The 22,952-nt window shown below is 66.1% G+C and carries 22 protein-coding genes, 1 tRNA gene and 1 pseudogene; 12 read left to right on the top strand and 12 right to left on the bottom strand.

What is annotated here, in order from left to right; genetic code table 11:
- The first annotated feature begins 31 nt into the window (after positions 1-31).
- From AC1DVA_RS19995 to AC1DVA_RS19980, 4 genes are all read left to right on the top strand, one after another.
- Positions 32-949, top strand: coding sequence for an ABC transporter permease (locus AC1DVA_RS19995; RefSeq protein WP_476807012.1), 918 nt, complete (start codon positions 32-34; stop codon positions 947-949).
- Entirely contained in the window at positions 946-1,839 is an 894-nt protein-coding gene (locus AC1DVA_RS19990) for an ABC transporter permease (RefSeq protein WP_476807011.1), read from the top strand. Before AC1DVA_RS19995 ends, AC1DVA_RS19990 begins: the two co-directional genes overlap by 4 nt.
- Before the next feature lie 93 nt (positions 1,840-1,932).
- On the top strand, positions 1,933-2,874 hold the full coding sequence (locus AC1DVA_RS19985) for an alpha/beta hydrolase (RefSeq protein ID WP_476807010.1): 942 nt from the start codon (positions 1,933-1,935) through the stop codon (positions 2,872-2,874).
- 289 nt (positions 2,875-3,163) lie between these two features.
- Entirely contained in the window at positions 3,164-4,063 is a 900-nt protein-coding gene (locus AC1DVA_RS19980) for an HNH endonuclease (protein ID WP_476807009.1), read from the top strand.
- A gap of 154 nt (positions 4,064-4,217) precedes the next feature.
- Here AC1DVA_RS19980 and AC1DVA_RS19975 read toward each other — a convergent pair.
- Positions 4,218-4,292: transfer RNA gene (locus AC1DVA_RS19975), tRNA-Gly, on the bottom strand.
- Positions 4,293-4,550: 258 nt separating this feature from the next.
- On the opposite strand from AC1DVA_RS19975, the gene AC1DVA_RS19970 reads away from it, so the two are divergent.
- The 4 genes from AC1DVA_RS19970 (at position 4,551) to AC1DVA_RS19955 (ending at position 8,146) form a co-directional block, all read left to right on the top strand.
- Positions 4,551-5,075 (top strand): prolyl-tRNA synthetase associated domain-containing protein, encoded by a 525-nt coding sequence (locus AC1DVA_RS19970; protein WP_476807008.1) that lies wholly within the window; start codon positions 4,551-4,553, stop codon positions 5,073-5,075.
- Positions 5,076-5,154: 79 nt separating this feature from the next.
- Positions 5,155-6,054 carry a thioredoxin gene (trxA, locus tag AC1DVA_RS19965; RefSeq protein ID WP_476807007.1) on the top strand — a complete coding sequence of 300 codons (900 nt, stop codon included), beginning with the start codon at positions 5,155-5,157 and terminating at the stop codon, positions 6,052-6,054.
- 23 nt (positions 6,055-6,077) lie between these two features.
- A complete protein-coding gene (locus AC1DVA_RS19960; protein WP_265050628.1) occupies positions 6,078-6,749 on the top strand; it encodes an LON peptidase substrate-binding domain-containing protein in 672 nt (223 codons plus the stop codon).
- Positions 6,746-8,146 carry an MFS transporter gene (locus tag AC1DVA_RS19955; protein ID WP_476807006.1) on the top strand — a complete coding sequence of 467 codons (1,401 nt, stop codon included), beginning with the start codon at positions 6,746-6,748 and terminating at the stop codon, positions 8,144-8,146. The genes AC1DVA_RS19960 and AC1DVA_RS19955 overlap by 4 nt, the downstream gene beginning before the upstream one ends.
- Positions 8,147-8,297: 151 nt before the next feature.
- On the opposite strand, the gene AC1DVA_RS19950 is transcribed toward AC1DVA_RS19955, so the two are convergent.
- The 4 genes from AC1DVA_RS19950 to AC1DVA_RS19935 form a co-directional block, all read right to left on the bottom strand.
- Complete coding sequence (locus AC1DVA_RS19950; protein WP_476807005.1) at positions 8,298-9,734, bottom strand: homospermidine synthase; 1,437 nt, start codon at positions 9,732-9,734, stop codon at positions 8,298-8,300.
- A 145-nt stretch (positions 9,735-9,879) separates the two neighbouring features.
- A complete protein-coding gene (locus AC1DVA_RS19945) occupies positions 9,880-10,416 on the bottom strand; it encodes a GNAT family N-acetyltransferase (RefSeq protein WP_476807004.1) in 537 nt (178 codons plus the stop codon).
- A 282-nt stretch (positions 10,417-10,698) separates the two neighbouring features.
- Positions 10,699-11,844 (bottom strand): type III PLP-dependent enzyme, encoded by a 1,146-nt coding sequence (locus AC1DVA_RS19940; protein ID WP_476807003.1) that lies wholly within the window; start codon positions 11,842-11,844, stop codon positions 10,699-10,701.
- A gap of 572 nt (positions 11,845-12,416) precedes the next feature.
- Positions 12,417-12,977 carry a glyoxalase superfamily protein gene (locus AC1DVA_RS19935; protein ID WP_476807002.1) on the bottom strand — a complete coding sequence of 187 codons (561 nt, stop codon included), beginning with the start codon at positions 12,975-12,977 and terminating at the stop codon, positions 12,417-12,419.
- A gap of 274 nt (positions 12,978-13,251) precedes the next feature.
- Between AC1DVA_RS19935 and AC1DVA_RS19930 the strand changes: the two genes are divergently transcribed.
- Both AC1DVA_RS19930 and AC1DVA_RS19925 read left to right on the top strand, forming a co-directional pair.
- A complete protein-coding gene (locus AC1DVA_RS19930; RefSeq protein WP_265050634.1) occupies positions 13,252-14,856 on the top strand; it encodes an OpgD/OpgG family glucan biosynthesis protein in 1,605 nt (534 codons plus the stop codon).
- Between the two features lie 16 nt (positions 14,857-14,872).
- Positions 14,873-15,145: a GNAT family N-acetyltransferase gene (locus AC1DVA_RS19925; RefSeq protein ID WP_476807001.1), complete on the top strand. Its 273-nt coding sequence runs from the start codon at positions 14,873-14,875 to the stop codon at positions 15,143-15,145.
- A gap of 229 nt (positions 15,146-15,374) precedes the next feature.
- Here the strand turns inward: AC1DVA_RS19925 and AC1DVA_RS19920 are convergent, their stop codons facing one another.
- Positions 15,375-15,833, bottom strand: coding sequence for a Fur family transcriptional regulator (locus AC1DVA_RS19920; RefSeq protein WP_265050636.1), 459 nt, complete (start codon positions 15,831-15,833; stop codon positions 15,375-15,377).
- Positions 15,834-15,988: 155 nt separating this feature from the next.
- On the bottom strand, positions 15,989-16,996 hold the full coding sequence (locus tag AC1DVA_RS19915; RefSeq protein WP_476807000.1) for an LLM class flavin-dependent oxidoreductase: 1,008 nt from the start codon (positions 16,994-16,996) through the stop codon (positions 15,989-15,991).
- Between the two features lie 192 nt (positions 16,997-17,188).
- Here AC1DVA_RS19915 and AC1DVA_RS19910 point away from each other — a divergent pair, with 192 nt between their 5' ends.
- Positions 17,189-17,374 carry a hypothetical protein gene (locus tag AC1DVA_RS19910; protein ID WP_476806999.1) on the top strand — a complete coding sequence of 62 codons (186 nt, stop codon included), beginning with the start codon at positions 17,189-17,191 and terminating at the stop codon, positions 17,372-17,374.
- Between the two features lie 3 nt (positions 17,375-17,377).
- Here the strand turns inward: AC1DVA_RS19910 and serA are convergent, their stop codons facing one another.
- The 3 genes from serA to AC1DVA_RS19895 all read right to left on the bottom strand — a co-directional run bounded on the left by serA (position 17,378) and on the right by AC1DVA_RS19895 (position 20,168).
- Positions 17,378-18,637, bottom strand: a complete 1,260-nt coding sequence (gene serA / locus AC1DVA_RS19905; protein ID WP_265050638.1) for a phosphoglycerate dehydrogenase — start codon at positions 18,635-18,637, stop codon at positions 17,378-17,380.
- 96 nt (positions 18,638-18,733) lie between these two features.
- On the bottom strand, positions 18,734-19,180 hold the full coding sequence (locus tag AC1DVA_RS19900; RefSeq protein ID WP_476806998.1) for an NfeD family protein: 447 nt from the start codon (positions 19,178-19,180) through the stop codon (positions 18,734-18,736).
- Between the two features lie 7 nt (positions 19,181-19,187).
- Entirely contained in the window at positions 19,188-20,168 is a 981-nt protein-coding gene (locus AC1DVA_RS19895) for an SPFH domain-containing protein (protein WP_476806997.1), read from the bottom strand.
- Positions 20,169-20,983: 815 nt separating this feature from the next.
- On the opposite strand from AC1DVA_RS19895, the pseudogene AC1DVA_RS19890 reads away from it, so the two are divergent.
- A pseudogene (locus AC1DVA_RS19890) lies at positions 20,984-21,143 on the top strand (IS5/IS1182 family transposase); the annotation flags it as partial.
- On the opposite strand, the gene AC1DVA_RS19885 reads toward AC1DVA_RS19890, so the two are convergent.
- Both AC1DVA_RS19885 and AC1DVA_RS19880 read right to left on the bottom strand, forming a co-directional pair.
- Positions 21,140-22,030, bottom strand: coding sequence for an NmrA family NAD(P)-binding protein (locus tag AC1DVA_RS19885; RefSeq protein WP_476806996.1), 891 nt, complete (start codon positions 22,028-22,030; stop codon positions 21,140-21,142). The pseudogene AC1DVA_RS19890 and the gene AC1DVA_RS19885 sit on opposite strands and share 4 nt — an antisense overlap.
- Positions 22,031-22,091: 61 nt before the next feature.
- Positions 22,092-22,922: a helix-turn-helix transcriptional regulator gene (locus AC1DVA_RS19880; protein WP_476806995.1), complete on the bottom strand. Its 831-nt coding sequence runs from the start codon at positions 22,920-22,922 to the stop codon at positions 22,092-22,094.
- Between the last annotated feature and the right edge of the window lie 30 nt (positions 22,923-22,952).

Raw genomic sequence — 22,952 nt, 5'->3', positions numbered from 1 at the left:
CGATCGGCCCCAATTCTAAGGGAGGTTCGCATTGGCAAGTTTCGCGCTGAAACGAATCCTCGTTGCTGTCCTGGTCGCCTTCACCGTCTCGGTCGTGTCTTTCACCGTGCTGCGCCTCTCGGCCGATCTTGCCCAGGCGCTGGCCGGTGAGGGTGCCAGTTCCGAGCAGGTCGAGCAAATCCGCATCAGCTACGGTCTGGATCGGCCGCTTGCGCTGCAATATCTCGACTGGCTCGGGAAAATCGTCCGCGGCGATCTGGGGGAGTCGTATTACTTCAAGCAGCCGGTCTTGGCGCTAATCCTCGAACGCGTCCCGGTCACCTTCACCGTCGCGACGCTGGCGATCGGGCTGGCCTTGCTACTCGCGATCCCGCTCGGCATCTGCGCAGCACTGAATCGAAACAGCTGGCTGGACCGGCTCTGTTTGACGACGGCCGTGGTCGGCCAGGCGGTACCGAGCTTCTGGCTCGCGCTGATGCTGATCTACATCTTCGGCCTGCACTGGCAGTGGCTGCCCTTATCGGGCAGCGAGGAGTGGCAGGGCTTCATCCTGCCGATCATCGTGCTCGCCTATTATGCGATGCCGGCGATCATGCGCCTGACGCGGGCGGGGATGATCGAGGTCCTGCATGCAGACTACATCCGGACCGCGCGTGCCAAGGGGCTGAGCCTCCGGGCCATCGTCACAACCCACGCCGTGCGCAATGCGCTGATGCCGGTCGTGGCGCTCACCGCCGTGCAGTTCGGCTTCCTGCTCGGGGGCTCGACGGTCGTCGAGACAGTCTTCGCGCTGCATGGCGTCGGCTATCTCAGCTGGGAATCGATCCAGCGGGCAGATTTCCCCGTCGTCCAATCGATCGTGCTGATGTTTTCGATGATCTTCGTCGTCCTCACGCTGGCGGCTGATCTGCTGAACGCCGCCATCGATCCCCGGGTGCGCCTGCAATGACCGATCTGTCTCTCTCCGGGCCTCCGGGCGCACCGGCACTGCGCTCGCGCGCCAGACGTTGGCTGCGCAACAGCGGCGCGAGTGTTGGCGGGGCGATCGTCCTCATCGCCATTCTCTGCGCGGTCGCGGCGCCGCTCCTGGCCCCGTATGACCCTTATCTCCAAGATCTGCCGATGCGGCTAAAGCCGCCGGTCTGGGCGGCGGAAGGCAGCTGGACCCATATCCTGGGGACCGACCAACTCGGCCGCGACTATCTGAGCCGCCTGATCTACGGCAGCCGGATCTCGCTCCTGATCGGCTTCGGCACCGTCTTGATCTCGGGCTCGATCGGTATCCTGCTGGGCATGTTGGCCGGCTTCTATGGTGGCCGCTTCGACCTGGTGATCTCCTTCTTCATCACCGTGCGGCTCGCCATGCCGATCGTTTTGGTGGCGCTCGCGGTTGTCGGGCTGATCGGGAGCTCGCTCACCGTCGTGGTCGCGGTTCTCGGCTTGCTGCTATGGGATCGCTTCGCCGTGGTGGCGCGGGCCACGGTCATGCAGCTGCGCGACAGCGAGTACATCATCGCGGCGCGCTCATATGGCGGCTCCGACAGCAGAATCATGCTGCGGCATGTGCTGCCGAACATTCTGGGTCCGATCCTGGTCGTATTCACGCTCGAGATCGCTCATGCGATCCTGCTCGAGGCCGCTCTTTCCTTCCTCGGCCTCGGTGTCCAGCCGCCGCTGCCGTCCTGGGGGCTGATGATCGCCGAAGGGCGAAACTACGTCTTCTTCACGCCCTGGGTGATCACGATTCCTGGTGTCGCGCTCGTGGTCCTGGTGCTCGGCATCAACCTGCTGGGCGACGGGCTGCGCGACCTGAGCTCGCCGAGAGACGCTGCCGACTAGATCCCAGACATGCCCAGCGGCGCCCGCCGCGGATCACACGCCTTCCACGTGGCCGGTGTCGCGCCACGATCACCAAGAAAGAGGAACGGAAGAATGCTTGAACACGCGATGACTGAATACAAGAAGCGGGTGAGCGACGTTCGCGGTGGGTCGAAGGCCCGCCCGCGCGACCCCAATGAGCGCCGCGCGCAGTTCGAAGCCTATGCGGACATCTTCAAGGAGCCGTATCCCGCGAGCCTCACCGTCACGAACTGGTTCATCGCCGCGCCGGGGCGCGAGATCCCGGTCCGGATCTACAGCCAGAAATCGGACGAGAAGCAGCCGACGATCGTCTACTTCCATGGCGGCGGCTACATGTCCGGCAGCCTCTACACCCACGATACGGTGGTTGCGAACCTGGCGGCCGGCACCGGCGCCCAGATCGTCGCCGTACATTATCGCCGGGCGCCGGAGAACCCCTATCCGGCTGCGGTTGATGACGGCTTCTTCACGCTGCAATGGCTCGAAAAATACGCCGACCGCTACAAGATCGACCTCGATCGCCTCGCGATCGCCGGCGACAGCGCCGGAGGCGGCCTGACCGCGGCCATCTCGATGATGTCCCGTGACCGTCAAGGCCCGAAGCTAGCGATGCAGGTCCTGCTGTATCCCGGCCCAATGAACACGGATCTGGAGACCGATAGCTATGTTCGGATCAACCACGATCCGCAGTTCAACAAGAATGATCTCGAGTTCTATCTGAAGGCCTATCTGTCGGATAAGCTGGACACCAAGGACCCCTATGCCGTGCCGCTGCAGGCGACCAACTACGCCGATCTGCCGCCGGCCTTCATCCATGTCGCCGAACTCGACCCTCTTTACGACGAAGGCCTGCTTTACGGCGAGCGAATGAACGCAGACGGGGCACAGGCCGAGGTCCGTGTGGCCAAGAACCTTGAGCACAGCTTCCTGCGCGCCGTCACGGTCTCGCCCGAAGCGCGGGAGGAAGCCGCCTATCTCTACGCCGCGATCAAGCGCGGCCTGAGAATCGGCTGAGCGATCGGGGCGGGCGAACGTATGAACGCCGTCCGCCCCGATTACAGATAGCGAATTGCATCTGCTACGTCGCTCCGAGCTTCACAGGCTTTTGCCTAGCGGTTCACATGCCGTTCGCCAACGGCACCATGCAAGCCGAGTGACTGGTCACCAGAGCGCGCCTACAAGGTTACTAAAAGGCGGTCCGGTTCCAGGCGATTAGTCAACTTCGGCTCCTGGCGCACTGGCGAAGGATTGACCTGGCCGGCCGGCCTTGCTCAGCTGCGTTGAGCATAGCAGTTGAGCAAGCATGGCTTTCGGCGTCTTTATTCATCGACAGGATTCGATCTACGACGACAGCCCGGCTGAGCGGTATCAATTCCCACGTCAATATCTCGGCCGCGTGCAGGCCTGCGTCGGCGACTGGATCATCTACTATGAGCCGCGCAAGGTTGCAGCGACGCGTGGCTACTTCGCGGTGGCGAAGGTTGAGCAAGTGATCCCTGATCCGGCCGAGCCGGATATGTACATCGCCATCATCGAACCCGGCAGCTATCTCGATTTCGCTAACCCTGTTCCCTTCACTGACGCTCAGGGTGCGATCGAGCGCGGCGTCCTGAACGAGGAGGGGCGCATCTCGGGGCGTGCCCAGGCGGCAGTGCGTCCGCTCTCGCCTGCGGATTTCGATCGAATCACCAGCCTCGGTGTGGAAAATCAAGCTCTGCTGCTGCCGCGTCTCGATGAGGAGGTGGCGCCTAACGGTTTCGCGGAAGAGCAGGCGCCGATCGCATTCGAGCAGGAGCGCGAACGGGCGACCTTCCTGGTTTCGCGGATCGTTCGTGACCGGGTGTTTCGCCGCGTCGTCCTGCGCGCTTACGACGAACGTTGCGCGATCACAGGGCTCAAGTTGATCAACGGCGGCGGTCGGGCTGAGGTTGACGCGGCTCACATTCGTCCTGTCGAGAGAATGGGCCCCGACATCGTCAGCAATGGGATCGCCCTGTCAGGCACTGCTCACTGGATGTTCGACCGCGGTTTGATCAGCTTATCTGACGACCTCGACATCCTGGTGTCGCGGCAGGCCAATGACGCGGATGGGATACGCAGCTTCATCAATAAGACAGGTCGAGCACTACCGCCGCTGCGAGCCCATGATCGTCCGCATCCGCATTTCCTGCAGTGGCATCGGGAGAATTGCTTCAAACAGTGAGCACGAGCGGATCGGCGCCAAGGCGTGCTTGTAACCGCGATGTAACCACGGGCTTTCTAGCGCTTTCGGAACTGGCGTCGAATTATCCAAGCCCAAAAAGCAAAAAGCGCCGGGAAACCCGACGCTTACGTGCCTCTCAAGTCTTGAGATTGTCTGGAGCGGGCGAAGGGATTCGAACCCTCGACCCCAACCTTGGCAAGGTTGTGCTCTACCCCTGAGCTACACCCGCATCCGAGACAGCCGCGCCGTGCGGCGCGGTCGGGTTATTGCCCCAAAGCGCGCCGGAGTGCAAGCGCCTGTCGAAAGTTTTTTGCCGGCCGTTGCTGAAACCGCGCCCTCGGCGACACCTTGCCGCCGGCTTTGCGGGAAGCTAGGCATCGGACGTGGCATGCACGCGGGCCCCGATCAGCCGATCGGGGCCGGGCATCGCGCCATGCCGACCGACCCCGCCGTTTGCCGCCCCCCAGCGATCATCGACCGTCCCGCCATGAACACCCCCGTCACCCCCGAAGCGCTCTGCGATCACCTCACCGCGCACGGTATCGCCTTCCATCGCATCGATCATCCGGCGGTGTTCACCGTCGCCGAATCGACAGCCCATCGCGAGCCGCTGCAGGGGCTGCACACCAAGAACCTCTTTCTGAAGGACAAGAAGGGCCGGCTGTTCCTCGTCTCGGCCGAAGCCGACGCGCGGATCGACCTCAAGCGCCTGCACGAGCGCATCGGGGCCAGCGGCAGGCTGTCCTTCGGCTCGGCCGAGCTGCTGATGGAAAGGCTCGGCGTGACGCCGGGCTCCGTCACCGCCTTCGCCGTCATCAATGATCGGGAGAAGGCCGTGACCATGGTCCTCGACGCCAATCTGGCGACGGGCGAGGACGTCAATTTCCACCCGCTGATCAACACCGCGACGCTGCGGGTCAGCCGCGACGATCTCCTCGCCTTCTTCCGGGGGACCGGCCATGAGCCGCTGATCGTCGATTTGCCGGTCCCGCCCGATGGACAGAACGGCTGAAGCATCCCATCTATGACGCGACTGCGCCGGCGGCCACATGGCACGCGGGCGCCACAGCGAGCATCACGAAGGACGACCCATGCTGGTCAATGGCGAGGCAGCCGGGCAACCCGGCCTGATCAAGGACACCACGACGCAGGGGTTCCGCGACGACGTGGTGGCTGAATCGATGAAGCAGCCGGTGCTGGTCGATTTCTGGGCGCCCTGGTGCGGCCCGTGCAAGCAGCTCACGCCGGTCATCGAGAAGGTGGTCAAGGCGGCCGGCGGCAAGGTCAAGCTCGTCAAGATGAACATCGACGATCACCCGCAGATTCCCGGCCAGCTCGGCATCCAGTCGATTCCGGCCGTCATCGCCTTCAAGCAGGGCCAGCCGATCGACGGCTTCATGGGCGCCCAGCCGGAAAGCCAGGTGAAGGCCTTCATCGAGCGCCTGGTCGGGCCGATGGGGCCGGGCGCCACCGAGGAGCTGATCGCAGAGGCGCAGGCCGCCGCCGAGGCGGGCGACGCAGCTGGCGCCAGCGAGCTCTATGCCGGCGTGCTCCAGCTGGAGCCCGAAAATCTCGCCGCCATCGCCGGGCTGGCGCGGCTGCATCTCGACACCGGCGATATCGAGGGCGCCAAGGGCATTCTCGCCATGGTGCCGGAGGACAAGGCCGGCGATCCGACGATCGCGGCCGTGCGCGCCGCGATCGACCTGGCCGAGCAGGCCGCCTCGCTCGGCGACACCGCCGAACTGGAAGCGAAGGTCGCCGCCGACCCGAAGGATCATCAGGCCCGCTTTGATCTCGCGCTGGCGCTCAATGCCCGCGACCGGCGCGACGAGGCGGTCGACCATCTGATCGCCATCATCAGGGCCGACAGGAATTGGAACGACGACGGCGCGCGCAAGCAGCTCCTGCAGTTCTTCGAGGCCTGGGGCCCGATGGACGAGGCGAGCGTGGCCGGCCGCCGCAAGCTGTCGACCCTGTTGTTCTCCTGACCACCGAGAGGACGGAAGCGCTGATGGGCATGAACGCCGTCTATGGAAGCGCCAAGGATTGCCCTGAGGTGATCCCGCTCTTCCCCTTGAGCGGCGCCCTGCTCCTGCCGCGCGGCCAGATGCCGCTCAACATCTTCGAGCCGCGCTATCTCGCCATGATCGACGACGCGCTGAAGGCGGAGCGCGTCATCGGCATGATCCAGCCCGAGCCGGAAACCGGCCGCCAGCCGGAGATCCCGCCGCTGCTGAAGGTCGGCTGCCTCGGGCGCATCACCCAGTTCTCGGAGACCGGCGATGGCCGCTACATCGTCACCCTGACCGGGATCAGCCGGTTTCGGCTGCTCGATGAGCTTTCGGCGATGACGGCCTATCGGCAGGCCCGGGTCGATTACGAGGTCTTCGCGACGGATTTCGTCGCCCGCACCGGCGAGGATGAGGTCGACCGCAAGGGCCTGCTCAAGGCGCTCCGCGACTTCGCCAAGGCCAACGATCTCAAGATCGACTGGAAGGGCGTCAACGAGGCGCCCAACGAGGCTCTGGTCAACGCGCTCTCGATGATGTGCCCGTTCGGGCCGCGCGAGAAGCAGGCCCTGCTGGAGGCGCAGACGCTGAAGGATCGCGCCGAGGTTCTGGTCGCGATCACCGAGATCGAGCTCGCCCGCGGTGGCGGCGATCCGGATACGACGCTCCAGTGAATTCCGCCGCTCCCGCCATTGCGCCGGCGGCCCCATCCGCCGGCTATCCGCCGCGCCGTGCGGTCACGGCCTGGCTGTTCTTCGACTGGGCGGCGCAGCCCTTCTTCACGCTGATCACCACCTTCGTCTTCGCCCCCTTCTTCGCCTCGGCGCTGGCGCGGGACGCGACCGAGGGCCAGGCGCTCTGGGGCTATGCCACCGGCTTTGCGGGCTTGTGCATCGCGCTGCTCTCGCCATTGCTCGGCGGCATCGCCGACCGGACAGGGCCGCGCAAGCCATGGATCGCCGCGTTCGGAGCGCTGCTCGTCATCGGCTCGGGGCTGCTCTGGTTTTCCGTGCCGGGTTCCACGCTGGCCGTGCCTATCGCACTGGCCGGCTTCATCATCGCGACGATCGGCGCCGAATTCGCCACCACCTTCAACAACGCCATGATGACGCGGCTCGTGCCGCCCGAGCGGCTCGGCTGGCTCTCTGGCACCGGCTGGGCGATCGGCTATCTCGGCGGACTGCTCTCGCTGGCGATCACGCTGGGCCTGCTGGCGGCCGACCCGCAGACCGGCAGGACGCTGGCGGGCATCGCGCCGATCTTCGGGCTCGATGCCGCCGCACGCGAGGGCGACCGCTTCTCCGGCCCGCTCACGGCGCTCTGGTTCATCGTCTTCGTGACGCCGATGTTCCTGTTCACGCCGGATTCGACCCCGACCGGCATGCGCCTCGCCGAGGCTGCCAAGGGCGGCGTCGGGCGGCTGAAGGACACGCTGGCCGAATTGCCGAAGCTGCCGTCGCTCGGCCGCTTCCTGCTCGCCAACATGATCTATCAGGATGCGCTGGTCGCGCTCTTCGCCTTCGGCGGCATCTATGCGGCCGGCGTCTTCGGCTGGCAGACCATCGAGCTCGGCGTCTTCGGCATCCTGCTCACCGTCACCGGCACGCTCGGCGCCTGGCTCGGCGGCAAGCTCGACGATGCCATCGGCGGCAAGCCGGTGGTGCTCGGCTCGATCGCCGCCCTGCTCTTCGCCTGCCTCGGCATCCTCTCGCTCGGTGCCGACCATGTGTTCTTCTTTATCCCCGCGACGCCGGCCACACCCGGCGACGGGCTGTTCGCCTCGCTGCCGGAGCGGGTCTATCTCGGGCTCGGCCTTCTGATCGGCCTCGTCGCCGGCCCGTTGCAGGCGGCCTCGCGCAGCCTGATGGCGCGGCTGGCGCCGGAGGGACGCATCGGCGAATTCTTCGGGCTGTTCGCCCTCTCGGGAAAGGTGACGTCGTTCATGGGCCCGACGCTGGTCGCGCTGGCGACGACCGCTTTCGCCAGCCAACGCGCGGGGCTCGCGGTGCTGATCGTCTTCTTCCTGGCCGGGGCGTGGCTCCTGGCGGGCGTGAAGGTGAAACGGGCGTAGGCGTAATGTGTCATCCCGCACGCGCGGCGGCACGTCAGTGCTGCTGCGTAGATGCGGGATCGCGCGACGAGAAGGCGCCTCTTTCTGGAAACGGTCCCATGTCTGCGCCGCGGCATTGCATGCCGCAGCGCGCACGGGATGACGCCCTCGTTCACCGCACCAGAATGTTCCGGAACTGCCAGGGATCGCTGGTGTCGATGTCTTCCGGGAACAGCCCCGGACGACCGTCGAGCGGCGTCCAGTCGGTGTAGTAGCCCTTCACCGGCCCGAGATAGGGCTGCTGGATTTCGAGGCAGCGGTTGAAGTCGATCTCCTCGACCTCGACGATGCCGGCGCCCGGGTTCTCCAGCGCCCAGACCATGCCGGCGAGCACGGAAGACGTCACCTGCAGGCCGGTCGCGCTCTGATAGGGCGCGAGCTGGCGAGCTTCCTCGATCGAGAGCTGCGAACCGTACCAGTAGGCGCCCTTCTCGTGGCCGTAGAGCAGCACGCCGAGCTCGTCGATGCCGTCGACGATCTCGCCCTCCTCGAGGATGTGATGCTCGCTCTGCGGGCGGCCGACATTGCCGAACATCTCGTGCAGCGAGAGCACCGCATCGTTCGTCGGATGATAGGCGTAGTGGCAGGTCGGGCGATAGACCGCCTTGCCGCTCTCGTCGCGCACGGTGAAGTAGTCGGCGAGCGAGATCGACTCGTTATGCGTCACCAGGAAGCCGTATTGGGGTCCCGGCGTCGGGCACCAGCTGCGCACCTTGGTCTCGGCGCCGGCCTGCATCAGATAGATCGCGGCCTGCGAGCCCGCCTCATGCGTATGGGCATTCGCCGGCATCCAGCGCTCATGCGTGCCCCAGCCGAGCTCGGCAGGCTGCACGGCTTCGGCGATGAAGCCCTCGACCGACCAGGTGTTGACGAAGACGCCCGGCGGCTTGGGGTTGCGCGAGCGCTGCGTGTCCCGCTCGGCGATATGGATGCCCTTGACGCCGACGCGCTGCATCAGCCCCGCCCATTCGGCGCGGGTGGTCGGCTCCGGCGCGTTGAGGCGCATCTCGCCGGCGATGTTCATCAGCGCCTGCTTCACCAGCCAGGAGGCCATGCCGGGATTGGCGCCGCAGCAGGAGATGGCCGTGGGCGATCCCGGCGCGCGGGCGCGCTTGGCCGCCAGCGTCATCTCGCGCAGCGCGTAGTTCGAACGCTCGGCCGCGCCCTTGCTGTCGTCGAAATAGAAGCCGAGCCAGGGCTCGTTGACCGTGTCGATATAGAGGGCACCGAGGCTGGACACGAATTCCATCAGGTCGCGCGAGCCGGTGTCGCAGGACAGGTTCACGCAGAAGCCCTGCCCGCCGCCGGCGGTCAGCAACGGCTCGAGGATGTCCTTGTAGTTTGCCGGCGTAAGCGCTTCCTGGACGAAGCGGATGCCGCGCTCGTCGAGCAGGTGGCGATTGGAATCATCTGGAGCAATGACGACGAAGCGGCTCTTGTCGAACTTGAAGTGCCGTTCGAGCAGCGGCAGCGTACCGCGGCCGATCGAGCCGAAACCGATCATCACGATCGGGCCGGTGATCTCGCCGTAGACGGGCCAATTCGTCATTCTTCCAAACTCCTGGGTTCGTGGGGAAAGCGGTAAAAAGGGTCGTATGGGCGCAAAATCGCGCCGTCAATCGCCGCGGCGGTCTCCACGCGGCCATCGCATGGAAAGCGCCGGGCGATGACGGCGCGATGACGGGTCGTGAATGTCAGGCGGCCTGCGCCACCTCCGCCGCCTCGGCGGCGGCCGGGATCGGCGCGCCGGCGGCGGCCAGCACGCCCTCAGCGCCGTCGAGCGCGCCATCGCGCAGCTCGATGGCGAGGAAGCGCTCGCGCTCGACCGGGCCGGGCATGGCGAGATCGCGCGTCAGCGCCGGATCGAAACCGAAGCGGGCGTAATAGGGCGCATCGCCGACGAGGATGACCGCGCCATGGCCGCGGCATGCGGCGCGCCAGAGCGCCTCGCGCATCATCGCCTTGCCGAGGCCATCGCCCTGCAGCTCGGGCTTGACCGCGAGCGGGCCGAGCAGCAGCGCGGGCACGCCGTTCGCCTCGACATGCCAGAGACGGACCGTCGCCAGCACGTCGCCGTCACGCTCGGCCGTGAGCGCCAGGCCTTCGGCCGGGATCCGGCCCTCGCGCAGGCGCTCGCTCGACTTCGCGGTGCGGCGCTCGCCGAGGCAACGGTCGAGCAGCGCCTCGCGGGCGGGGATATCGGTGGCGATCTCGTCGCGGATCGTGATCATGACGTACCTCCTGCCGGAGCGTTCGCCTCGCGCTTTCCGCCGGCCGGAACGGCCGGCGATCAGAATTCGCGCAAGAAACCGACGAACCTTCCCGGCGCCGCGCAAGCGCGGCCACAAGCGGATGGGTTGTGTGGAAGGGGGTCCGGCGGGAGCCACGCCCGCATGCTCCATTCTTGGAGATGCGCACGCTCCGCCCGGATTTCGCCGGGCAGCATGCCGAATTCTGGCAGGGCGCTTCGCCGGACCCGATGGGTTGGGAAGGGGCTCTCGCCCCTTCCGACGTCAGATGACGTACTGCTTCAGCGGCGGGAAGCCATTGAAGGCGACGGCCGAATAGGTCGTCGTATAGGCGCCCGTGCCCTCGATCAGCACCTTGTCGCCGATCTCCAGCGAGAAGGGCAGCATGTACGGGGTCCTCTCGTACATGACGTCGACCGAGTCGCAGGTCGGGCCGGCGAGCACGCACGGGACGGTCGCATCGCCATCATGCGCGGTGCGGATGGGGTAGCGGATCGCCTCGTCCATGGTCTCGGCCAGACCGTTGAACTTGCCGATATCGAGATAGACCCAGCGGACCTCGTCCGACTCGGCCTTCTTCGAGATCAGCACGACCTCGGCCTCGATCAGGCCGGCCTCGCCGACCATGCCGCGGCCCGGCTCGATGATCGTCTCGGGCAGCTGGTTGCCGAAATGCTTCGACAGCGCCCGGAAGATCGCGTCGCCATAGGACGGCACGCCCGGAATCGGCTTCAGGTAGCGCGCCGGGAAGCCGCCGCCGAGATTGACCATCGACAGCGAGATGCCACGGGTGGCGCACTCCTTGAAGATCGCCGAGGCCGAAGCGAGCGCCGAATCCCAGGCGTTCACGTTCGCCTGCTGCGAGCCGACATGGAACGAGATGCCATAGGCGGTCAAGCCCAGGCGATGGCCGTGCTCGAGCACGTCCGCGGCCATCTCTGGCACGCAGCCGAACTTGCGCGAAAGCGGCCAGTCAGCGCCGGCACCGTCGCAGAGGATGCGGCAGAAGATGCGCGCGTCCTTCGTGCCGGTCTTGTCCGCCGAGCGGGCGACCTTCTCGACCTCGGCCGTGCAGTCGACGGCGAAGAGGCGCACGCCGAGCTCCATGGCGCGCACGACGTCGCGCTCCTTCTTGATGGTGTTGCCGAAGGAGATGCGGTCGGCGGTGGCGCCGGCAGCGAGCGCGAGCTCGATCTCGACGACCGAGGCGCAATCGAAGCAGGAGCCGAGCTTGGCCAGCAGCGCGAGCACCTCCGGCGCCGGGTTCGCCTTCACCGCGTAGAACACGCGGGTGTCGGGCAGAGCGCGGGCGAAGGCATGATAGTTCTCGCGCACGACATCGGTGTCGATGACGACGCAGGGCCCGTCCTCGCGGCGGGTACGAAGAAACTCACGGATGCGGTCGGTCATGAGACGCGACTCCCCTTCGACGCAAGCGGCGTCGATGCGATGTATCGCCGGAATGAATCGTCGCAGTCGCGAGGCGCTTTGGAGACGCCTGCTACAGCGGACGAACCGTCCGGACCCGAAACACCGTTCGATTGGGGAAGACCCCGCACGGCCGGCAATGAAGGACAAGCCTCTTCGGTGCCGGCCTGTGGAAAGCCGGCGAGACCAAAAAAGCCCGCTCCGTCGTTGCTTTAAGCTGCGTCCCCCGTGGAGATTCGGGGTTCGCCGGTTTTGCCTCCGGCTGCTGGTCTGTGTCGGGGAACAATCTCCTTGCGGAGACTGGGAGGCGTGATTTGAGGGATGTCCATCCCCTCCATCCGTCCTCCAACCCCTGGCGGCTGTCCGGCCTCTTGTCCGGATGCCCACCGACCAGCACGCGGCCACAGGCACGTGCGAATTGGGTGAACGCGATATACGGATGCAGACCCCGGACCACAAGTGTTTTGTGAGTCCGGAGCCGCATTTTTTTGCAGGGCCGATCTGCGCTTATCCGGAAGCGGGTTGACGGTGGAAAGCGCTTCGCCGGCTATGGGTTAGCCGCGCTTCTCGCAGAAGCGAATCCGGTTGCCGAACGGGTCGGGAACTTCGAGCGTGCGGCCGCCCGGGCCCTCCTCCTGGATGCCGGGTTTCGAATTGGTATAGCGCTTGCCGATGAGCTCGGCGCGGAAGGCGTCGACCCCCTGCATCCAGACGAAGACGGTCGAACCCGGGCTGGCGTCGCCATGATGCTCCGAGAGATGAAGCTGCAGGCCCGATCGCGAAACCTGCATGTAGAGCGGCATGTTCGGCCCGAAGCGGTGGTCCCAGTCCATCGTGAAGCCGAGGAAATCGAGATAGAATTCCTTCGCCTTGGCCTCGTCGAAGATCCTGAGGATCGGAATGCCCATCTGGAGCCGGACGGCTTCATGGGGCTGATCCTGCGGTGCCTCGGGCCCGGACTCGCCGATCTTGGCCGCCAGCACGTTCCAGTCGTCATAGCCGAACTGGCGGGCGACGATCTCGAGGGTTTCGGAGTGGGACAGCGGGACCTGCCTTGCGGCCATGGTCTCGCGCAGGCTTTTCGCCATCTGCTTCGCATCGCGGAAGCTACGCATCGTCGTGATCCTTCTCGCTCGGACGGGATCGATCGGGGCTCGCCTTGCCGATATCCGTCCACGAGTCGATCGGGATCAGGACAGGGACTTATCGGGATGCGTTCACCTTGCCCTTGCGGGCGCGAGCGGCTGGCCGCATCCGGCCGGTCGCGAAGGTTGCGGCATCTTCATCTCCTGTCAATGGCAGATGCCCTAGACCGGCCCCATTTGATGGCCTTAAGTCACGGCTGCCGCGCATGTTTCGCCGCCGGCCCGACGGGAACACGGACCACGCATGACAACGACAGACCGCCGCCGGGTATTGGGTGGACTCTCAGCCGCGCTCTGCCTCTCGGCAGCGCCTTCCGTCCTGCTCGCGCAGCAGCCTCAGCCCCAGGGCGCGCCCCAGCCGACGCCGCCCGCCGCGCCGCCGCAGCCGCGCTTCGCCTTCGAGGATGTCCAGCGCCGGGCCCGCGAGATCGCCGCCGTTCCCTATGAGCCGAGCCCGGCCCTGCCCGAGGCGCTGGCCAGGCTCGACTACGATTCCTGGCGCGACATCCGCTTCCGGCCCGAGCGGGCGCTGCTGGCGCAGAACGGCTCGCCCTTCCGGATGCAGATGTTCCATCCGGGCTTCCTCTTCACCCGGCCCGTCACGGTGAACGTCGTGCGCGACGGCGTGCCGACGCCGGTGCCCTATGCGGCCAACCTGTTCGACTACGGCAAGGTCAAGTTCGACAAGCCGCTGCCGGTCAATCTCGGCTTCGCCGGCTTCCGCCTGCACTTCGCCCTGAACGACCCGCGCATCCTCGACGAGCTCATCTCCTTCATCGGCGCGAGCTATTTCCGCGTGCTCGGGCGCGGCCAGCGCTACGGCCTCTCGGCGCGCGGGCTGTCGATCGGCGCCGGCACGGCGAGCGAGGAATTCCCGGTCTTCCGCGAGTTCTGGATCGAGTCGCCCACCGCCGATGCGGAGCGCGTCATCGTCCACGCCCTGCTCGATTCACCCTCGGTGACCGGCGCTTACCGCTTCACCATCTACCCCGATCTCGACACGGTGATCGACGTCGCGGCGACGTTGTTCCCGCGCAAGCCCGTCGAGAAGCTCGGGCTAGCACCGCTGACCTCCATGTTCTTCACTGGCGAGAACGACCGCCGCTTCTTCGACGATTTCCGCACCGAGCTGCATGATTCCGACGGGCTGATGATCCATTCCGGCAGCGGCGAATGGATCTGGCGTCCGCTCCGCAATCCGAAGCAGCAGGCGGTCTCCTCCTTCGTCGAGCGCAATGTCCGCGGCTTCGGCCTGATGCAGCGCGACCGCACCTTCGAGCATTACCAGGACCTCGATCTCGCCTATGAGCTCAGGCCCTCCTACTGGATCGAGCCGCAGGGCGACTGGGGCGAAGGCGTCGTCGAGCTGATCGAGCTGCCGACCACCGACGAGACCAACGACAACATCGTCGCGCTCTGGGCGCCGAAGACGCCGCTGGAGCCGGGCCGCGAATTCTCCTTCGGCTACAAGCTCATCGCCATGATGGATTCCAGCGAGCTGCATCCGGGCGGGCGCGTGATCAACACCTATCAGGCGCGGCCCAAGGCGCTCGGCTCCGGCGAGCCGGTGACCGACGGGGCGCGGCGCTTCATCATCGACTTCGCCGGCGGCGATCTCGACTACTTCCTGAAACAGCCGGAGAAGGTCGAGATCGTGCCCTCGATCGCCTATGGCCGCATCGACCGCGCCTTCATCGTGCCGAACCCGAAGACCGACGGCTTCCGCGCCTTCATCGACGTCGTGGTCGAGCCCGGCCAGCTCGCCGAGATGCGGGCCTTCCTCAGGAGCGGCAACAAGACGCTGACGGAAACCTGGAGCTACCCTTGGCGTTCGGAAGCGCAGGGCTGAGTCGAAGGAGCTGAACATGGATGTCGTCGAGAAGCCCGAGCAGAACCGCTTCGAACTGACGCTCGACGGCGGCACGGCCCTCGTCGCCTATCGGCGCGACGGCAACCGGCTGGTGCTGCTCCATACCGAAGTCCCCGAGCAGTTCGCCGGGCAGGGCATCGGCTCGCGGCTGGCGAAGGGCGTCTTCGAGCTGATCCGGGCGAGTGGGCGCAAGGCCGTGATCCGCTGCGAGTTCCTCAAGGGCTGGATTGCGAAACATCCGGAGTACGACGACGTCGTCGACGGCTGAGGCGGCGGCGAAGACGGGAAGTCTGGAGCACGCCGGGTCTGATACGGAACACGCCGTCATTCCGGGGCGGGCCGCAGGCCCAAGCCCGGAACCCATGAACACGACAGCCCGTCAAAAGGGCTCCCGATCCACCGCGCCTCTCGTCTGACCCCGCGTTCATGGGTTCCGGGCTCTTCGCTGACGCGAAGCCCCGGAATGACGGCGTGGTTCCGTCAAAACCCAGCAGGCTCTAGCTGCGCTTGCGCGGCGACGATTTTCTCACCGGCTGCTTCTTGCGGCCGTAGAGTTCGAGCCTGTGGCGAACGAGCTCGTAGCCGAGCTCGGCCGCGATGCGCCGCTGCAGCTCCTCGATCGCGTCCGAGGAGAACTCGATCACCTGGCCCGACTCGATATCGATCAGGTGGTCGTGATGCTCCTGGTCGGCATGCTCATAGCGCGAGACGCCATCCTCGAAGGCATGGCGCTCGATCGCGCCCTGCGATTCCAGAACCTTCATCGTGCGATAGACGGTCGAGAGCGACAGCGTCGGATCGAGCGCGAAGGCGCGGGTGAAGATGCCCTTGGCGTCGGGGTGGTCGTCAGCCTCCGCCAGCACGCGCAGGATCAGCCGCCGCTGCTGCGTCATGCGCAGCCCGGCCCCTTTGAGCTGGCTCTCGAACACGGCAATGCGCCGATCCACTTCGGTCATGTCACGGAGATACCGCGAACGCGCGGTTTTGCAAATTCCCCTATATGATAATCACTCTCATTTGCATTTTTATTGCAAATGCATCTTCATCGCAGAAGCAAACATGTTGCGCGTGTTGCGCAACATCATGCAGCCCGACGACTGGCTGCGCAGCCTCAGGCTGCCCCGCGCACCCTGCCGAACTCCGACGCAATTCCCGCCACGAGTTCGAAGGAGCGCTTGCGCTTCTCATGGTCGAAGATCGGCGCCGTGATCATGATCTCGTCTGCGCCGGTCTCGCGCACGAAGGCGCCGAGCGAGCGCTTCAACGTTTCGGGCGAGCCGATGAAAGCGTAGCGCAGCATCTGCGAGACATGCGCCTTCTCCGCCGGCGACCAGTATTGCTCGATATCGTCGATCGGCGGCTGGAGCTTGCCGCGCGCACCGCGGACCATGCCGACGAAGCGCTGCTGCAGCGAGGTCGCCAGATGGCGCGCCTCCTCGTCGGTCTCGGCGGCGACCACGTTGATGCCGGGCATCGCATAGGAGCTTTGCAGCTGCTCCGACGGCTTGAAGCGCTCGCGATAGACCGCGAGCGCCTGCATCAGCGCATCCGGCGCGAAATGCGAGGCGAAGCTGTAGGGCAGGCCGAGTTCCGCCGCGAGCTGCGCGCCGAACAGGCTCGAACCGAGAATCCAGAGCGGCACGTTGAGCCCCTCCCCCGGCACCGCGCGAATCGCCTGGTTGGGTCCTGCCGGGGCGAACAGCGCCTGCAGCTCCAGCACATCCTGCGGGAAGCTGTCGGACGACATCGGGCTGCGGCGCAGCGCCCTCAGCGTCAGCTGGTCGGTGCCGGGCGCCCGGCCGAGGCCGAGATCGATGCGTCCCGGGAAAAGCGCCTCCAGCGTGCCGAACTGCTCGGCGATGACGAGCGGGGCGTGGTTCGGCAGCATGATGCCGCCGGCGCCGATCCGCATCGTGCTGGTGGCGGCTGCGAGCTGGCCGATCACCACCGACGTGGCCGCGCTGGCGATGCCGACCATGTTGTGGTGCTCGGCCACCCAGTAACGGTTGTAGCCGAGCTTCTCGGCATGGCGGGCGAGATCGATCGACTTCAGCAGGGCCTCGCGCGGTCCCTCCCCTTCGACGACGGGAACGAGATCGAGGACGGAGATCGCGACCATGGCGGGTCCTGCTGGCTGGCGCCGGGAGGAAAGCCGGCGGGAAGACGTGGCTTCACCAGATGGGAAGGCTGCATGCCCGGGTCCAGAGGCACGCCCGCTTCCTCATGGCGCGCCTGCGCTGGCGTTCTGGCGGAACGGGCTCGGCTCTGCCGCGTTGCTCCTACAAGCCATCCACGCCGAAGGAGACCGACCATGACGACAACGGCCAATCCCGCCAAGGAAAGCCTGCGTCAGGAGCAGAAAGAGCAGCGCAAATACGCGCGCGAGCACGGCAAGGATGCCGAACTCAACCGGGCCTTGAAGGACACCTTCCCCGCCAGCGACCCCGTCGCGATACAGACGCCGATCAAGCCCGGCGCCAAGGCGAAGAAGACCTGACGCTCAATCGCGCTGGTAAAGCAGGCGGGCGCGGATCGTGCCGTCGAGGGCGCGAAGCTCGCGGAGGATGTCGCGCGCCTCGTCGATCGACACCCCGTCCGCTTCCATCACGACATAGCCGACCTCGCCGTCCGTCTGGTAATTCTGCGCGGCGATGTTGACCTGGCGGCTGGCGAAGACGTCGTTTAGGCGCCGCAGCATGCCCGGCACATTGCGCTGGACATGGATGAAGCGCGTGCCGATGGCGCGCGCGGGCAACTGCACCTGCGGGAAATTGACCGCGCCGACGGTCGATCCAACGTCGGAATAATCGACGAGCTTGCGCGCGACCTCCGCGCCGATGCGCTCCTGCGCCTCCTCGGTCGAGCCGCCGATATGCGGCGTCAGGATCACGTTCGACAGGCCCTGGAGCGGCGAGACGAAGCGCTCGGCGTTGGAGGCGGGCTCGACCGGGAAGACGTCGACCGCCGCGCCGGCAAGGTGCCCGCTCTTCAGCGCCGCCGCGACCGCGTCGAGATCGACGACGGTGCCGCGCGAATTGTTGATGAGATAGGCGCCCTTCTTCATCGCCGCGACCTGGGCCGCGCCGATCATGCCCGCCGTCTGCGGCGTCTCCGGCACGTGCAGCGAGACGATGTCGGCGACCTCGAGCAGGGCGTTCAGGCTCGTCGTCGGCTCGGTGTTGCCGTGGCGCAGCCGGTCGGTGTGATCGTGATAGACCACGCGCATGCCCATCGCCTCGGCCAGCGTCGAAAGCTGGCTGCCGATATTGCCGTAGCCGACGATGCCGAGCGTCTTGCCGCGCACCTCGAAGGAGCCGTTGGCCGATTTGTCCCAGCCGCCCTCATGCGCCGACCGCGAGCGATCGGGAATCCGCCGGAGCAGCATGACGATCTCGCCGATCGTCAGCTCGGCGACGCTGCGTGTGTTGGAAAAGGGCGCGTTGAAGATCGGCACGCCGCGCTGGCGCGCCGCCTCCAGATCGACCTGATTGGTGCCGACCGAGAAGCAGCCGACGGCGAAGAGCCGGTCGGCGGCGGCGAAGATTTCCGGGGTGAGCTGCGTGCGCGAACGGATGCCGAGGACATGCACGCCCTGGATCGCCTTGAGCAGCGCATCGCGATCGAGCGCCTTCGGCAGCCGCTCCAGATTGGCATATCCGGCCTGCTGCAGCAGCTCGACGGCGGAATCATTGATGCCTTCCAGCATCAGGACCTTGATGCGGTCCTTCGGAAGGGAAAGGCGTTCGCTGGGGCTGGTCATGGCTGCTGCGCTCGTGAAGGAGCGGTTGCTATAGTCCTGATGGCGCGGGAGGCAAACGCTTTCGGTTCGAATGCGCCGCGAAAGCGCGGCGCGGCGTCACGCCTTCTCGACCACGAGCGTCGCGCCGTCGACGCGCACCACCTTGACCTCGCTGCCCGCGAGCAGCTCCGGCCCGATGACCCGCCAGGAGGAATCGCCGACGCGGATGCGCCCCTCGCCGCCGGTCATCGTCGCCTCCAGCCGGAAGACCTTGCCGATTAGCTGCCGGCCACGATCGTTGAGACCGGTCGCGGCGTCGGGCTCCTCGCTCCGGCGGCGCGTCAGCATGCGCCCCGCGGCGACGCAGGCGACCGCAAGGATCGCGAAGACGATTCCGGCCGCCTGCCAGCCGAGGCCGGCAATGCCGACGATCGCGCCGGTGATGAGCGCGGCGAGGCCGAGCCAAATCAGGAAGACGCCGGGCGCCAGCATCTCCCCGCCGATGAGGAGGAGGCCGAGGATTACCCAGAGCCAGCCGCTATGGGTCGTGAGCCAATCGGGCATGACGGGCTCAGCCGCTGGTCCGGCCCGAGGCCGGAACCGTCCCCGGACCGTGACGGGCCGCGACGGCGTCCTCTCCGAAGACCGCCTTGGTCAGCTGTGCGATGCCGCCGACCGTGCCGGCGAGCGCGGCGGCCTCGATCGGCACGATCACGACCTTGCTGTTGGGGCCGGTCGCGATCGCCTTCAGCGCATCGGTATAACGCTCGGCGATCAGGAAATTGGCGGCCTGGATGTCGCCCTTGCTGATCGCCTCCGAGACCATGGCGGTGGCCGCGGCTTCCGCCTGCGCCAGCCGTTCCCGGGCCTCGGCATCGCGCAGCGCCGCCTCCTTGCGGCCCTCGGCGGCGAGGATCTGCGATTGCTTCTGGCCCTCGGCCTTGAGGATTTCGGCCTGCCGGAGGCCTTCGGCCTCGAGCACGGCAGCGCGCTTCTCGCGCTCGGCCTTCATCTGCCGGTTCATCGCGCCGGCGATATCGGCGGGCGGGAGGATATCCCGGATCTCGATGCGCGTGACCTTGACGCCCCAGGGCGAGGCGGCAGCGTCCATGACGCGCAGCAGCCGCTCGTTGATCTCGTCGCGATGCGAGAGAAGCTGGTCGAGATCCATCGAACCGACCACCGTGCGGATATTGGTCATCGTCAGGACCATCAGCGCGTCGTTCAGCGAGGAGACCTCGTAGCAGGCCTTGGCAGCGTCGAGCACCTGATAGAAGGCGGCGGCATCGATACGCACGCCGGCATTGTCCTTGGTGATCGCCTCCTGCGAGGGAATGTCGAGGACCTGCTCCATCACATTCACCTTGTGCCCGATCCGGTCGATATAGGGCACGATCAGGCCCAAACCCGCGCTGAGCGTGCGGGAATAGCGACCGAAGCGCTCGACGGTATAGTTGTAGCCCTGCGGAACGGTGCGGACGCCGCGCGCGATCGTCAGGACGACCAGGGCCACGACGACGATGACGGCGATATTGTAGCCCGACAGATCCATTCCGCTTCCCCCGCGGCGCCATTGCGCAGCCTCGTATCCAGACGGCGCCCAAACTGGCCGTTGCGGCCGGCGGATGCAAGCCGGAGGCGGAACCGCCTCGTATCAGCCATCATCCCTGGGCGACCGCGGCTCAACCCGGTAATCTGGAGCCGGATGGGGTTCCCGAGTTCGCGAGGAGCCGCGGGAACCCCTCTCCCGGATGGGAGGGGGTTCTCTGTCGCGGTTCACGCACGCGTCTTCCCCCGCCCGCGCTCGCGCGCAGACGTTTTTGAAAATTCGAGGGGCAGCGGAGCGCCGCGAGGCGCGGGGGTATCGGGCCGCTTCCATCGAGCCAGGATGCGGCGCGGAAGGATTGAGCCACCTTCCGCACGCCCCGTGGCGCTCCGCCTATCGGCGTTCTCATCTAGACTTCGGGCCGCGCTTCTACGGCTCTCCGGTTCCGGTCCCGCTCGCCTCGACGCCAGTTCGGCACGGAACGCGCTGCGCTCCGCTTTGTCTCGTGCATCGGATGGTCCCGAAAAGTGGCTTGCACTTCCCGGTCCGATGCCGGCCTCGTCGCGTCTCGGGTTGCAGAACCTTTCCCTTCGAGCCTCCCAGCGAGCTCCTCGCGCAGGGGCCGTAGTACCCCCAGAGCGGTGCCCCGAAGCCTCCCGGGACTGGCGTGCAAGGCCAGCCGCAGGCGCCGACCCCATCCCGCCACACGACATGCCTCCGGATGGCTGCCCCTCGGGGATGAGGTGGGCCGAGAATAGGCGCCGCGCTAGGGGCGGGGATAAGTTTTGTGAGGGCGACGCAGCATCGCCGGCGTAGCAGGGCACGATCCAGCCCAGACGCGCCGGTCGGTGCGCGAGTATCACGACACTCGACGAAGCGGCCTGGGGCGCGGCCGGCGAAACGAAGCCGGAGTTTGTGGCACGTTCCGATCCGGCGGCGCGATGGACGGGAGCCCTGAAGGACACGGCCTCCTTCGCCTATGTAGCCAGGGAGCCGTTTGGCAATTGTGCCCGCAGGGCGTCGACCAGTTCCGTCGTCCCGTGGCGGAGTTCTCCGGCATTCGGCTCGATCTCTATCAGGTTGCCTCTGCTGTGGGCGTCGTAAAGCTTGAACAGGAGCTCGGAAGCGCTCGCGCTCACGAGGCGCTCCAAGCTCTCCTTCCGTTGAGAGCGAGAGATGGCCCGAGCCTCAATCGGCCGGCCCAATAGCAGGCTCAGCGCCGCCGCCACATCATTGGGACTGTAGCGGCGCGCTCCTTCGGCATGGATGACCTCCAGCTCTTTCGGGGTCGCACGCCTCGACAACAAATCGGCCGCGATTCGGCCGAGATCCCGGGCAGAGATCATCGGAAGCGGTTTGTCGACCGGATCGTGAAAGCTGGGCAGGATACCGGACGCCATGGCCATTGGGACCGCGCGCGCCCAGCCTTCCATATGTTCGGCAGAACGCAGGAACAGCTTCTGGCCAGCGAATTGGCCGAGGCGCTCCTCGAAGGTCCGGAACATCGAAGGCATTCCGATGTCCTGGGCGACGTGAGCGCCATAATCCGAGATTGCCAGCACCCGTTGTGGGCGCGCCTGCTCCAGGGCGGCGACGAGGCGTTCGATCGATCGTCGCATATCTCCGGCCGTGTTCATCGCTTGCGGCGACACCGGAAGGATGATCTGCACGGCTTCCGCCTCGGCAATCGCACCGGCAAGGGCTGTGGAATCCTGCAGGTCGGCCAGCGCAACGTCGCATCCGATCTCTGCGAGCCGCGCCGCCTTTGCCGGATCACGCAGGATCGCTCTGACCGGAAGGCCCGCCTCGCGTAGCGCCAATGAGGTTGAATAGCCGACCTTTCCGGCCGCGCCGACAATTGCGAGCATGCTCGATTCCCTGATTGCGATGCGCAACGCTAGGCGATCGAGCAGGCGGCATCGCGCAGATTCAGGCCGATCCTTGCAATTTCGGCCGGAATTTGCGCGAGGGGCCAGCGATCTCGCCTGGAGTCTGGCCCAAAACGCGACGCATCGTCGAGGCCATATGGCTCTGATGCGCAAAGCCGGTGGCCAGGGCGATTTCGCTGATCGGCATAGCCGTCGTGGCGATCAGCCCACGTGCATATTCAATGCGACGACGGATCACGTACTGATGCACAGACGATCCGGTGCTGTTTCGAAAAAGGGACTTGAGCCGCGTCGAGCTGATCCCCACCGTTGCCGCCAGATCGGCGAGAAAAAGCTTCTGATCGAGATTAGCCTCGATGAACTCGGTCAGCATGCTCAGTTGGCGCGCGGACAACCTCGGCCCATCCGAGCCTTCCGCGTGATGACGACGGGCAGTGGCGATTTCGATCAGCCGGACCGCCAGCGCATTGGCGAGAAGATCGACGTAGAGCGGATCAGATGGCGTATCAGCGTCGAGATCCGCCTTGATGGCCCAACCTATCGCTTCGATCCGCGCATCACGAATCTGAAGCCGCGGAAGGAACTCGATCTTTGCGGAATCCTTTCCGAGTTCCGCAGCGACCTGTTCCAGCAGCGATGCATGAAAGCCCAAGCGCAGAATCCGGCAATCCGCATCGTCCTCCCAGACGCCGTCGACTCCCGCCGGAACGAAATCGATATCGCCATGCTTCTGCAGGCGCCGCATTCGCAGGCCGCCGACAGAGCATTCCGCGTTTACCGGCGGACCAAAATGGATACCTATTCGGTGACGTTCGCTGGCGGGGGCTCGCGACACCCCACGAGGGACATGGACGAGCGCGGCTTCGAGCATGTGCCGCGCTCCTCCAGCACTCGAACCGAG

The organism is Allobosea sp. P4_C6, assembly GCF_056402015.1.
This window is presented reverse-complemented; position numbering and strand designations above follow the sequence as displayed.